Origin of the sequence: Bacillus sp. SJ-10, assembly GCF_002843505.1 — a bacterium.
Classification (GTDB): Bacteria; Bacillota; Bacilli; order Bacillales; family Bacillaceae; genus Bacillus; species Bacillus velezensis.
Window position 1 is genome coordinate 2,290,663 of record NZ_CP025258.1, and the last position, 15,022, is coordinate 2,305,684.

Genomic DNA, 15,022 nt, shown 5'->3' on the forward strand with positions numbered 1-15,022 from the left:
CAAATGGAACAAACCAAGGAAATGAAGCAGATCATCGCTCAAATCATTCAGGACATTCAAGAACAGCAGTCATATCGGGCCGTCGAAGCGGGAGATGATGTGAGAGTCATAGAGGATCTGGGCTTCTCATCACTGGATATCGCTCAATTAGTCGCACAGATGGAGATGGAAACCGGAGTAGATCCTTTTTCCCAAGGAGAAACGATTTCCAGCATTACAACCGTCGGCAGCATTTGTGATATTTATCAAAAATATATGGACAGTGCTCAATCATGAAAACAGAAAGCGGGGGAGATATCAGCTGGGTGACTGATAAGCTTAGGGAAACGCAAGACAGTGAGTTTCTCATTTTTAAAGGGCAGACTTTTACGTATGATGATTTGCTGACACGAATCAGCTTTTTTCAGAAAGAGCTTGAACAAAACGGAATACGTGAAGGAGAATGTGTGGCGCTTATCGGGGATTATTCCCCGAACGCCATTTTTTTGCTGATGGCGCTTTTGTTAAACCGAAATATCGTTGTCCCTCTCAGTAATGAGTCAAGGGAAAAGCATCTCGATATGTTTGAAGACGCGAAAGTGAATCAAATCATTGAAATAAATGAAAATGACAGCTGGACGCTTCGTGAAGGTTCTGAAAGCGCCGCTCACCCTCTGCTTGATGATCTGCGCGAGAGAGGGGAGTCAGGCATTATTATTTTCACATCGGGAACCTCCGGCAAAAGCAAAGCATCCGTGTTAAGCGCCGGCCGGCTGCTTGAAAAATATAAAACGGCGAAGAGAAAACCGCTGCGTACACTTATTTTTCTGAAATTGGATCATATAGGCGGCATTAATACGCTGTTTGCGATTCTGTTTAACGGGGGGACGATCGTCACATCAGACAGCAGAACGCCGGAGTCCGTTTATCAGGCGGTCGACAAACATGCTGTCCAAGTGCTCCCCGCCACCCCGACCTTTTTAAACATGCTGCTGATGTCCAAGGCGGATGCCGGATATAACCTCTCTTCACTCCGGCTGATCACTTACGGCACAGAGCCGATGCCCCAATCAACGCTGCGCGGCATCCACCGGCTGTTTCCGGATGTACGGCTGAAACAAACATACGGATTAACTGAACTGGGTATATTCTCAACGAAATCAAAAGACAGCCAATCCACTTGGATGAAAGTGGGCGGTGCCGGAACAGAGACCAAAATTACCGGAGGCACGCTTTGGGTCCGTTCTGAGTCGGCGATGCTCGGCTATTTAAACGCACCGTCACCTTTCGATGAAGACGGCTGGTACGACACCGGTGACCAGGTGGAAACAGACGGCGAATATATAAGAATTCTCGGAAGAAAGAGTGAAATCATTAATGTGGGCGGAGAGAAAGTGTTTCCGGCAGAGGTGGAAAGCGTCTTTCTGGAGATACCGAATGTCCGGGATGTTCTCATAACGGGCAGAAAAAATCCGATTACGGGCGAGATTGTCGCGGCAGAGGCCGTGCTTGAAAAAGAGGAAGATATCAAATCTTTCAGAAAGCGGGCCGTAGCTCATTGCAGACAGAAGCTGCAGCCATATCAGATACCGCAGATCATCTCTGTTACAGATCGGAAACTGTCTAATGATCGATTTAAAAAAATAAGAAACGTGTAAAACAGGAGGCAAATATGAATAACGGAAAAGTAGCGGTCGTCAGCGGAGGAAGCCGGGGGCTGGGAAAAGCGATTGTACAGACGCTTTTGGATGAGGATTACAAAGTAGCCGCTTTCAGCCGCAGTGAATCTGATTTTATTAACACATTGAGAGAGAGTGAAAAGTACCGCGGCCGCTTTTATTGGGAAGCGGCGGATGCGGCGGATGCCGCCGCCATGAAACAGTTTGTTCTTCAAGTATACCGCAAGTTTTCCAGAATAGACGGCTTGGTCAATAACGCCGGTTTGAACCTTGATCAGCTTCTGCCCCTGACCAATGATGAAGACATTGACCGCATCCTCAATCTGAATATCGGCTCAGTCATCAAGCTGACCCGAAACGTTTCCCGGGTCATGCTGAAACAAAATTCCGGATCAATCGTTAACATAAGCTCCATTATCGGTTCAAGAGGATTTAAAGGCACTTCAGTCTACAGCGCATCCAAAGCGGCTCTTGACGGCTTGACGCGAAGCCTGGCCAGGGAGCTCGGGTCTAAAGGAATCCGTGTCAATTCACTTGCGCCCGGTTTTGTGGACACCGATATGACGAAAAATATGCCGGAAAAACAAAAATCGCAGATTATCAGAAGGACGCCGATGGGACGTTTAGGCGAAACAGACGATATGACCGGACTCGTTCGTTTCCTGCTTTCTCCTGAATCGTCCTTTATGACCGGACAGACAATTGCGATAGACGGCGGATTAACTTGTTAAAGCACAGAAAAATTCTTTTGTACAAGGGATGGTATCCTCATGAAATGTATTAACGAATTTTTAAGAACGGTAATAGCGCAAAAGCTGGGTGCCGAGGTGACCGAAGCGGAAGATAAAACCGCTTTTTTTACTCTTGGCGTGACGTCTCTCATCAGTGAAGAAATCATGACCATATTGCATAAAGAATTTACCGGCCTTTCTGAAACGCTGCTGTTTGAATATCCGAACATTGAGAAATTGAGTGAATTTTTAAGTGCGCAGAAACGAAATCCCGAAAGCGTTCTTGAATTCAAAGAAACGGAGCCTGATACGGGAAGCCGGCAGGAAGAAGAATTGCTTCCTGTACAGGCGGCTGAAAAGGTGCCTGAACCGGGAACGGACGGGAGCTCTGATATTGCGGTTATCGGAATGAGCGGGATGTTTCCGAAAGCGGAAAACCAGCATGATTTTTGGACCAATTTAATAGAAAATAAAGATTGTGTCTCCGAAATCCCAGAGGATAGATGGGACAGCTCTTATTACTCGGAAGAGAAAACGGCAGAATACGCGTCATACAGTAAATGGGGAGGTTTTATTGATCATCCGGATCAATTTGACCCGCTGTTTTTTTCTGTTTCCCCGTGGGAAGCTGATTTAATGGACCCTCAGCAAAAATTGTATGTCACGTGCTGCTGGGAAGCGATGGAGGATGCCGGTTACGGGAACCCGGCGGCGAGGCCGACGGATCAAATCGGTGTATTCGCCGGAGTGACCTGGAATGAATATTCATTAATTGCACACGAAGAAGGTTTCCTTAAAGATCAGTACAAAGGCCCCGGCTCCTTATATTGGGGCATTCCGAACCGGGTTTCTTATTTCCTTGATCTCCATGGCCCGAGCATCGCTGTTGATACGGCGTGTTCTTCATCGCTTGTCGCCGTCCATCAGGCTTGTCAGGCCATTATGTCGGGCGACTGTGAAATGGCGCTGGCCGGAGGCGTCAACCTCAGCTTACATCCGCAAAAATACATGTTTTTAAGCCAATCGCATTTTCTGTCTTCTGAAGGAAAATGCCGCAGTTTCGGTGAAGGCGGAGACGGTTACGTGCCCGGCGAAGGCGCGGGAGCCGTTTTGTTAAAACCATTGAAAAAAGCGATTGCGGACAAAGACCACATCTACGGTGTCATTAAGGGGTCCGCCACTAATCACGGCGGCAAAACGACCGGGTATACGGTGCCGAATCCGGAAGCGCACCGGGACTTGATTTTATCCGCTCTAAACAGAGCCGCGGTAAGTCCGGCGGATATCAGCTACATTGAAGCTCACGGAACCGGCACGGCGCTCGGCGATCCGATTGAGATACGCGGCCTGTCTATGGCATTTGATAAACAGACCGATGAGAAAAATGACTGCGGAATCGGCTCGGTGAAATCCAATATCGGACATTTGGAAGCGGCTGCAGGGATCGCCGGTTTAATCAAGGTGCTTTTAAGCATGAAACATGAAACGCTTCCCGCCAGTCTGCACTCCGCGGAACTGAACCGCAAGATTTCTTTTTCTGATTCGCCATTTTATGTCGTCCGAAACAACCGGCCGTGGCCGGCTGAAGGAGATAAACCGAGAATCGCCGCAATCAGTTCATTCGGCGCAGGAGGCTCTAATGCCCATCTGATCGTAGGTGCTTATCAGCCAAAACGGCAAGCGGACAAGAATACTGAGCAAAAACCGCATGCTGTCGTATTAAGCGCACATTCCGAACAGCAGCTGAAAGAATATGCCGGGAAATTAAGCTCCTTTCTTGCCCGATTGGAAAACCTGCCTTCTGCCGGCGGATACAGTCTGGAAAATATCGCTGCCACCCTATTGTCAGGCAGAGAGCCTTTCTCCTTCCGGCTTGCTGTCATTGCATCATCCCTTTCTGAGCTGAAACAGCGATTGGACGGATTTGTAAGCGGTCACAGAGACGAAAGGCATATTTACTTCGGAAAAGCGTCACCCGGGCGGCCGGACGTTTCAGGCCAATCCGTTTCAGATCCTGAGAAATTTGCCGCGCTGTGGGTGAAAGGTCTTCAAGGTTGCAAAAAGCCGGAAACGCCGTATCAGAAAGTTCCGCTTCCTACGTACCCGTTTTTAAAGGAAACGTCCTGGCTGACCGATCAAAAAAAGCGGTATATAAAAAAGCCCCAAAATACCAAAAGGCGTGAAGCGCTGCATCCTCTGCTTGATGAGAATATTTCATCCGCCCGGAAAGGGATGTTTCAAAAGATATTTTCCAAGGATGAATATTTCTTTAAAGATCATTTAGTGAACGAAAAATATGTGCTTCCCGGAGTCTGTCATCTGGAAATGGCGGCATACGGCGCGGAATTGTGGGGAGAACGCCCGGTCGTCTCTCTTCAGAGTGTGTGGTACATGGAGCCGATTGTGACAGGGACAGACCTAAGATCCGTCATGATAGAGTTTGAAGCAGAAAAAGAGCGTATAAGCTATGTCATTAAAGAAAAAGGAGCGGATGGCACCCTCTTTTCGCAAGGAGAAGTGATTTGTAAAGAAAAAGGAGCGTCTTTTGAGGCCCCGGCTTTTCAGCTCCCGGCGCCATTTGCGCAGAGAACGGAGCCGAAAGACATCTATCACTCGTTCTCTGAGGCGGGAATCGTGCAAAAGGACAGTTTTCAGGTCATCCGCGAATTCTCTTATACAGAAAGCAAAGCACTGGCCAAATTAACGCTCCCGTCACACTTGGAAGCCGATTTTAAACAGTACATCCTGCATCCGTCCTTAATGGATGGCGCTGTTCAAACTGCAATGGCGCATGTGCTGCAATTTCAAAAAGAGCCTGCGCTTATCGTACCGTTTTCCTTCGGAGAAATACAGCTGCTTGAACCGTTAGCGAAAACCGTATTTGTGCATGCGGAGGTAAAAGCGGCCTCCGTTCACCAATTTGATCTGCATATTTGTGATGACCGCGGCGTGCTGCTGGCGGCAGTGAAAGATTTTATCATAAAAGAGGTGCAGGAAAGCGCCGGGTTTAACCAAAAAGCCGGCGTCACGCCGAAGAAAAGCCGTGAAACGGAATTGCTTATGACACCGGTTTGGAACACCGTCACCATTCCGGAAACCGGCATGTCTTTCATGCGTGAAGAAAAAATAATCGTCATCGGGGCCGGGCCGGATGTTCAGCAGGCTTTGAAAGAGATGTATTCCGATGTCCGTTTTCCGGACATCACTTCTTTGGACAGCGCGGAACAAATGGCTGAAACACTGAAAGCGCAAGGCTCTTTTCAACACATGATATGGGCGGCGCCGGATCATCCCATTCCATCCGTTTATGATGCGGATACGGCCGAGGGACAGGAGCACGGGGTCATGCAGCTTTTCCGGCTGGTAAAAGCGCTTCTGCTTCTGAATTTTGACACGGAACAACTATCATTGACAATCTGCACGTTTCAATCACAGCCGATTCATGAACATGATGAGGTCAATCCGAGTCATGCAAGCATACACGGATTAGCGGGGTCGCTCGCAAAAGAATACACCAATTGGAGCATCCGGCTTCTTGATTTGGAATCTCAAAGGGGAGACCGGCATCTTCCTGATGTCTTCTCTTTACCGGCGGACCCCGAGGGAAATCCGTGGGTCTTTCGCGCAGGTCAGTGGCACCGGCAGCAATTGGCCGTCTGCCGGCCTCATGCAGATGAGCCTTCATTATACCGGCACGGCGGGGTTTATGTGATTATCGGCGGAGCAGGCGGAATAGGAGAAGTATGGACTGAATATATGATTCAGACCTATCAGGCGAAAATTGTCTGGATCGGGAGACGGAAAAAAGATACACAGATTGAAAGAAAGCTGAAAAGACTTGCGGCTTTAGGTCCCGCACCGCAATATTTCAGCGCGGATGCTGCGGATTATGACTCTCTCAAACGGGCGTATGACACCATTGTGAAGGAAAATGGAAAGGTCCGCGGAATCATTCATTCCGCCATCGTGTTATCAGACCGAAGTTTTGCCAATATGGAAGAGGATCAGTTCCGCGCTTCACTTTCTGCAAAAACTGATGTGAGCTTGCAGATTGCCCGGGTAGCTGAAGGGGAACCCCTGGATTTCTTGCTGTTTTTCTCTTCGATGATGTCGTTTCAGAAAGCGCCGGGACAGAGCAATTATGCCGCCGGGTGCACGTTTAAGGACGCTTTTGCTAAGCGGATCTCACAGAAAGCGCCGTATGCTGTAAAAGTTGTCAATTGGGGCTTTTGGGGAAGTGTCGGCGTTGTCGCTTCAGAACAATACCGGAAACGGATGGAGCGGGACGGAATCGCTTCTATTGAGGCGCCCGAAGCGATGAAAACGCTGGAAACCCTGCTTTCCGGACCTTATGACCAGCTGGCGCTGATTAAAACGACAGATCCGCTTTTTATGAAGGACGATCTGAAAGAACAAGTAACGGTTTATCCGGAAAAGATTCCTTCCGCACTCGGACAATTAGCGGTTAACATCATGCAGAATGACGAAGCTGAGCGGTTAAAAGCATCAAGTGTCATGAGCTGCATGAGAGATATGGAATCCCTTATTGAAAAAATGCTTGTATCAACCCTTTATGAGATGGGAGCCGGGCTTGATCAGGCTTTGCCGTTATTTCAATCGGCTGCCGGCATAACGGAACAATACAGCAGATGGCTGAAAGAGAGCTTTGTCCTCCTGACTGAATTAGCGCTTGCTCCGGAAAAAACGGATTTAGGGCAGGTGTGGGAGGAATGGGAGCGGAAAAAAGAGACTTGGCTGCGCCAGAAAGACATGAGGGCGCATGTCAGATTGGCAGAAGAGACATTGCGTGTGCTTCCAGACATTTTAACCGGTAAGCTTCCGGCAACGGAAGTGATGTTCCCTGACTCCTCCTTCCGTCTTGTGGAAGGCATTTACCGCAATAATATCATTTCTGATTTTTTCAATGACAAGCTTGCTGACACATTGATTGCAGTTCTGCGGGAACGTCTGGAAAAAGACCCGCAGGCGAAAATCCGCATTTTAGAAATCGGAGCCGGAACGGGCGGGACGAGCGCCGCGGTCATGAGAAAATTGAAACCGTATGAAGCGCATATTGCCGAATATTGTTTCACGGATATTTCTAAAGCATTTCTTTTACATGCAGAAGACATATTCGGTCCGGAATATCCTTATGTCACTTATAAAATATTCAACGCTGAGCAGCCGGTATCAACAGAAGCGCCGGACATCGGCACGTATGACGCAGTGATCGCGACCAATGTGCTTCATGCGACAAAAAATATCCGCTCTGCGCTGCGCCATGCGAAAGCAATGCTGCAAAAAAACGGCCAGCTGTTTTTAAATGAGATCAACAGCCGCACCATATTCAACCATGTGACGTTCGGCCTTCTTGAAGGCTGGTGGCTGTATGAGGATCATGATTTACGGATTCCGGGCTGTCCGGGGGTTGAGCCGGCCGGCTGGGCGGAAGCGCTTTCGCTTGAAGGATTCGTCCATCCTCTGTTTCCGGCTGAAGCCGCACACGACTTAGGCCAGCAGATTATAGCGGCTGAAAGTGACGGAACGGTCAGGCTTGCCCTCCTGCAGGCGTCAGAAGAAAAGCCGGAGTGCCGTCCGTATGACGCAGATGGTCTTTCGGATGATACCTTGCATTTCAGCCTGAGAGAAAAAAGCGTTGAACTGATGAAGAAGGTAATCGGTGAAGCGCTTAAAGTGCCGGCGCATCGTCTTTTATCCCATGAACCTTTAACCGCATACGGATTGGATTCCATACTGGTCGTCAGACTGACCAACGCGTTAAAAGACGTCTTCGGTTCTGTCAGCAGCACTTTGTTTTTTGAATATCAAACCATTGATGAGCTTGCTGATTACTTTCTGTCTTCCCGTAAAGAAGCGCTCGAGCGGCAATTCGGGAATGGACGGGCTCATCCCGAAAACGCCGGACGGGTGCAGGCTCCCGCAGAAAGCGTCGCGCCGATTCCAAACGTAAGAGAACGGGGTATCACATATCTGACGGAATTAATAGGAAAAACGCTGAAGATTCCGAGCGGGAGAATGGATCCGTCGGTTTCCTTAACCGCATACGGTTTGGATTCTATTCTGGTCGTCCGGCTCACAAATGCCTTTCGTAACGTGTTTGACCAAATGACCAGCACCCTCTTTTTTGAATATCAGACGATAGAAGAAATCGCGGATTACCTGCTTCTTTCTCAGCGGGGAGCATTTATGAAAGCGATGGGTGTGCGTGAGGAGCAGCTGTCTGATCACACAGATAATCTGAATGTAAAACAAAACAAGATTCCTCAAAACGAGGAAGGCAGCAGGACAAACGGAGATCCCTATGTCCAGGATATCGCTGTCATCGGTCTGTCAGGCCGGTATCCGGGCGCCGATCACGTTGATGAGCTGTGGGAAAATGTAAAAGCCGGCAGGCATTCTATTACTGAAGTGCCGAAAGATCGCTGGGACTGGAAAACGTTTTATAACGAGGAACGCGGAAAATGGGGGTCCATTTATTCAAAATGGGGCGGTTTTCTCGATGACATTGATACATTTGATCCGCTGTTTTTCCGTATATCTCCCGCGGAAGCTGAAAGGATGGATCCGCAGGAAAGATTGTTTCTGCAGACTGCTTATTCAAGCATTGAAGATGCGGGGTACACCCCGGCCGCGCTTTGTGACAGCCGGAAAATCGGAGTCTTTGTCGGTGTGATGAACAGCAATTACCCGACAGTCCCCAGCGACTGGTCTATCGCAAACAGAGTATCGTTTTTGTTCAACTTCCAAGGGCCGAGTATGGCTGTGGATACAGCATGCTCTTCTTCTTTAACAGCTGTCCATCTCGCCGCAGAAAGCCTGCGGAGCGGAATGAGTGAAACAGCGATTGCCGGCGGAGTCAATCTTATCGTTGATCCGGCCCACTATGAGCGGCTGTCCGCTTTTTCAATGCTGTCTCCCGGTGATAAATGCAAATCTTTCGGAGACAGTGCGGACGGTTTTGTTGACGGTGAAGGAGTAGGGGCGATTGTGTTAAAGCCGCTTGCTCAAGCGGAGAAAGACGGCGATCATATTTACGGCGTTATCAAAGGAAGCATGCTGAACGCAGCAGGCAGGACAAACGCTTATATGGTGCCGAATCCGAAAGCGCAGTTTGATCTGATCGCAGAGACGTTGAAACGGACAGACATTCACCCGAGAACGGTCAGTTACTTGGAAGCCCACGGAACGGGCACTGCGCTCGGTGATCCGATTGAAATCGACGGGTTAACGAAAGCTTTTCGCCTGACAACAGAAGACCGGCAGTTTTGTTCCATCGGTTCCATTAAATCAAATATCGGACATTTAGAAAGCGCTGCCGGGATTGCGGGGATCACCAAACTGCTTTTGCAATTGAAACATAAGAGGATTGCCCCTTCATTGCATGCGGCGGAATTGAATCCGAATATTGAGTTTGAGCACACTCCGTTTTTCGTACAGCAAAAAGAAACGGAATGGAAACGACCTGTCTTGAATATCACGGGTGAAATGAAGGAATATCCGAGAATTGCCGGCATTTCCTCGTTTGGAGCAGGAGGTTCAAACGCGCATGTCATCATTCAGGAATATGTGCCGTCTGACAGCCTGAAACCAATGGAAACCGCAGCTGTTTCTCCGCAAAAACCGGCTGTTATTATTTTATCAGCGCGAAATGAGCAGCAATTGACAGAGCGCGCCCGCCAGCTTCTGGATGATCTCATAAGAAAAAAACATTCTGACGGGGATTTGGCCAAGATCGCTTACACGCTTCAGGCGGGAAGAGAACCGATGGCTGAGCGGCTTGCATTTACGGCCGAGTCGATAGAAGAACTGAAAATGAAGCTTATGAGTTTCTCAAACGATCATAATATCGACCATGCTCATATCTGGCGGGGCAGGACAGCCAAACATCATTCATTGGCGGCTTCGCTCACTTCTGATGAAGATATGGCGCTTACCATAAATGCCTGGCTGAAAAAAGGGAAATACGGAAAGCTGCTTGACCTTTGGGTTAAAGGACTTGACGTCGATTGGTCAGCTCTTTATCAGCGCAACCCGGGCCGTATCAGTCTCCCGGCCTACCCTTTTGCCAAAGACCGATATTGGGTGACAAAAGCTGATGTGTCACTTGACAAAACAGGCTCAGCGGAAAGTGAGAAAGCAGCCAGACTTCACCCGCTGCTCCACGCGAATACATCGACCTTTACCGCCCAGCGTTTTACTTCTGTTTTTTCAGGGCATGAACCGTTTTTTGCCGATCATATCGTCAATGGAAAACCGGTGCTTCCGGGCGCAGCTGCTTTAGAAATGGCCCGGGCCGCCGTTACACTTGCCGCTGAAGACTTGCCCGGCGGGAAAACGGGTGTCCGGCTCAAACAGATTGTTTGGCTCCGGCCGGTGACGGCGCTTTCTGAAGGAGTGACGCTTCATGTAAAGCTTCAGCCGGAAGAAAACGGAGACATCGCTTTTGAAGCGTATGCCGAAGGGGAAGAGCCGCTTGTCTTTTTCCAGGGAAAGGCCGTGTTCGAAGAGACGGAGCGTGCTCCTGTTCTCGATGTGGAAGCGGTTCAGGCGCGCTGCGGCGGCCGGCGCATGTCAAAGGCTGAGTGTTATGAAGCGTTCGACAGCCTCGGCATCACCTACGGACCGTCGCATCAGGCGCTTGACGCCGTCTATGCCGGAAACGGAGAAGTGCTCGCGAAGCTCACTCTTCCGCCGTCCGCCCGCGAAGAAAAGGAGCCGTTCATCCTGCATCCAAGCATGCTGGACGCCGCCCTTCAGGCTTCTATCGGTCTTGTGCTCTCAGACGGTTCCGCGTCCGGACGGCCGTTTCTGCCGTTTGCCCTGCAGGATATGCAGGTGTTTTCTGCGTGCCGGGAGACGATGTGGGCGGTGCTTTCCTCAGCGGAAGGCGCCTATCATATTGAGCTGTGTGACGAAAACGGCGCGGTATGTGTCCGATTGACGGGACTCACCGCCCGTTTTCTGGAAGAGGACACGGAGGAAAAACCGCTCTTGCTTCAGCCAAAGTGGCAGGAATCACCGCCGGGTGAGGGAGGCGGACAAGAAGCGTCTTTCAGATACGTGACGCTGTATGGCGGAATGAATGCTGAGGACATAAGCGGCGCCGTATGTGCGGCTGACGGCGAAGGACCGATTGAAGACCGTTATGACGCCTGCGCGGCGGAGCTGTCAGCGATCGTCACGCGTCTTATCAGAGAAAAACAGAAGGGAAAAACGCTGATCCAGCTTCTTGTCCCCGACAGGGGGGAAGACAATGTATTGGCGGGGCTGGCCGCTTTTCTGAAAACGGCTCACCTTGAACATCCGAAGCTGTACGGCCAAGTCATCCAAGCCGATCCGGACGAGTCAGCATCATCGCTTCTTGCCAAGCTGAAAGAAAACCGGGCCCATCCTGAACAAGCGGAAATCCGTTATGAAAACGGCAAACGTCTCGTCAGAAACTGGCGTCATCTGCCGGCCCCTCAAAGCGGTACCGTTCCGTGGAAAGACGAAGGGGTCTACCTCCTCACCGGGGGAGCGGGCGGCATCGGACTGATTTTCGCTGAAGAAATAGCCTCCCGCGTCAAAAACGCCGTCCTCGTTTTAACGGGGAGGACGGAAGCGCTTGATGAAGACCGCTCCGCCCGCTTACGGCGCTTGGAAGCGTCGGGTGCCCGCGTACTGTATCAACCAGTAGATGTGACAGACAGGGCGGCGGTCACCGCCCTCGTCCGCGGCATACAGGAGGAGCACGGAACACTCGACGGGATCATTCACGGCGCAGGCGTGATCGCTGACAATTACATTCTGAACCAGACAGAAAACGAACGGAAGACCGTCATGGCGCCGAAGGTGAAAGGGCTTATCAATCTTGATGAAGCAGCGAAAGATGTGCGGCTGGACTTTTTCATCCTGTTTTCTTCCTTGGCGGGAGGAGTGGGAAATCCGGGGCAGGCCAGTTATGCGTCAGCCAACGCATTTATGGATGTTTATGCAGCCCGCCGAAACCGTCTCGTGCGGGACAACAAGCGGAGCGGGCAGACCCTGTCCGTCAACTGGCCGCTTTGGGAAGAAGGCGGTATGCGCGTGGACAAAGAGACAGAGCTTCTGATGTATGAACAGACCGGAATGAAAGCCATGCGATCGGCCTCAGGCATCCAAGCGCTTTACGCCGCTTTTGCCTCCGGAGAACACCAGGTCATGGTGGCAGAAGGCAACGAAAAACGGATTCGAAAAAACCTGATGCCTGAAGCGCCGGAACCGTCCCGTAGCATTCATGTGTCAAGGAAGACGCACGTCCATCTGCCGAATAAAGTACAAGCAGAACTCAAACATATGATATCAGGCATTCTGAAGGTGAAAGAAGACGAGATAGATGCTGAATCAGAGATGAGAGATTATGGCTTTGATTCGGTTTCATTCACGCAGTTTGCAAATGAACTAAATAAAACGTATGGGCTTGAACTGACACCGGCCGTGTTTTTTGAATACCCGACAGTCTTTAGTTTTGCCCAATACTTGCTGACGGAACATCCGGATACATTCGGCTCACAGGCAGAAACAGAAACGGAGAAACCGGTTGTGCGTAAAAAAATGAAGACGGAGCCATTCTCGATTCCGTCCCGCCTTCCTAAAACAAAAACCGCAGCTGCACCTGAGCCCGTGGCGATAATCGGAATCAGCTGTGCATTTCCAATGGCTGAAAATCCGGAAATGTTTTGGGAGAATTTAGCCGGAGAAAAGGACTGCATTTCTGAAATACCGCCGGAGCGCTGGGACTGGAGACAGTATTACGGAGATCCGCAGAAAGATAAAAATGCGAGCAATGTAAAGTGGGGCGGCTTCATTGATGAAACCGCTCAATTTGATCCTTTATTTTTCGGTATTTCTCCGCATGAAGCCGAAATGATGGATCCTCAGCAAAGACTTTTAATGATGCATGTATGGAAAGCGATTGAAGATGCCGGCTGCTCTGCCAAAAGCCTCTCAGGTACAAATACAGGCATTTTTGCAGGCACGACAAACAGCGGTTACGCCCAGGAAGCTTCAAAGTTCCATATAGAGATTGAGGGTTCTTCCGCCGCCGGAACGGTTCCGTCAATCGGTCCGAACCGCATGAGCTATTTTCTGAATATACATGGGCCGAGCGAACCGATTGAAACCGCCTGTTCAAGCTCATTGGTCGCTGTTCACCGTGCGGTCAGGGCAATTCAGGCCGGAGACTGCGGCATCGCGATTGCAGGAGGCGTCAATGCCATTGTGTCGCCGGATATGCATATCAGCTTTAATAAAGCGGGAATGCTCAGTGAAGACGGGCGCTGCAAAACATTTTCCGATCAAGCGGACGGGTATGTCAGAGCTGAAGGTGCCGGCATGATTGTTTTGAAAACATTATCCGCTGCGGAACGTGACGGCGACCGTATTTATGCCGTTATTCGCGGAACGGCGGAAAATCATGGCGGACGGGCGGCTTCCCTTACATCGCCGAATCCGAAAGCACAGACAGAAGTCATGATAAAAGCGTATCAGCAAGCGAACATCGACCCCCGTACAGTGAGTTATATTGAAGCCCACGGCACGGGAACGGCGCTCGGAGATCCGATAGAAATCAACGGACTCAAAGCGGCTTTTGCAGCGCTTTATCAGAAAGCCAGAGTAACGGCGCCCGATCAGCCTCATTGCGGCCTCGGTTCCGTCAAAACGAATATCGGCCACACAGAGCTTGCCGCCGGCATGGCCGGGCTTTTAAAAATTATTTTGCAGATGCAGCACAAAACGCTCGTTAAAAGTCTGCATTGTGAAACCGTTAATCCATATATCAGCCTCGACGGCAGCCCGTTTTATTTCGTCCGCGACACTCAGCCGTGGAAAGCGGCGACTGATGATAGCGGAAATGAACTGCCGCGGAGAGCGGGTGTCAGCTCGTTCGGATTTGGCGGTGTCAATGCTCATGTCGTGCTCGAAGAATATGTTTCTCCTGTTGAAGAGAAACAATGGACGGCCGGTGAACTTCAGCCGTCCTTATTCATTCTCTCGGCAAAGACGGCGGAACAGCTGAAGGAACGTGCGGAACAGCTGCGCAGATATTTGGAAAAGTCACATTCAGCTGACGGAGATCTTGCGGGTATCGCTTATACGCTTCAGCTTGGCCGGGATGAAATGGAAGAGCGCCTTGCCGTCATTGCTGAAACAAAAGAAGAGCTTACGAACGCGCTGAATGATTTCCTCAGCGGCAAGGAGACGGGGCAGAATTTCTTTACAGGCCGGAACAAAGCGATGAAACAGCTGTTTACAGAGATGACGGACAACGCAGAAATGAGCGGGACCGTAGATCAATGGATGGAAGCAGGAAAGTATGCAATGCTTGCAAAATTATGGGTGCAAGGTTTACATGTCGACTGGAATAAATTATATCCGGACGAAAGGCCAAAAAAAGTCAGCCTGCCCGTCTATCCTTTTGCGAAAACACATTGCTGGATACCGCACAGAGCGCAGCATATAAGGCACCGGGAGACTTATGAGACTGATACGTCCCCGCTTGAGACTTATGAACACCTGCTTGATGAATTGGAGAGAAACGAAATAAGCATAGAAGCCGCTGTAAAAAGAACGATCGGTTTTTACAGGGATTAG

General features: G+C 50.0%; 4 protein-coding genes. All 4 read left to right on the plus strand.

All coding sequences use genetic code 11. The annotated features are described in order from the left end of the window. Positions 1-3: 3 nt before the first annotated feature. Genes CXL14_RS11795 through CXL14_RS11810 form a run of 4 tightly spaced genes read left to right on the plus strand, consistent with a single transcriptional unit; the run spans position 4 to position 15,022 of the window. Entirely contained in the window at positions 4-276 is a 273-nt protein-coding gene (locus CXL14_RS11795; RefSeq protein WP_003153264.1) for an acyl carrier protein, read from the plus strand. Next, the gene (locus tag CXL14_RS11800; protein ID WP_021494281.1) at positions 273-1,637 is read left to right on the plus strand and encodes a long-chain fatty acid--CoA ligase; all 1,365 of its coding nucleotides are present in this window, start codon (positions 273-275) and stop codon (positions 1,635-1,637) included. The genes CXL14_RS11795 and CXL14_RS11800 overlap by 4 nt, the downstream gene beginning before the upstream one ends. Before the next feature lie 14 nt (positions 1,638-1,651). Further along, positions 1,652-2,389, plus strand: coding sequence for an SDR family oxidoreductase (locus tag CXL14_RS11805; protein ID WP_014418315.1), 738 nt, complete (start codon positions 1,652-1,654; stop codon positions 2,387-2,389). Between the two features lie 39 nt (positions 2,390-2,428). Next, entirely contained in the window at positions 2,429-15,022 is a 12,594-nt protein-coding gene (locus tag CXL14_RS11810) for a type I polyketide synthase (RefSeq protein WP_101287803.1), read from the plus strand.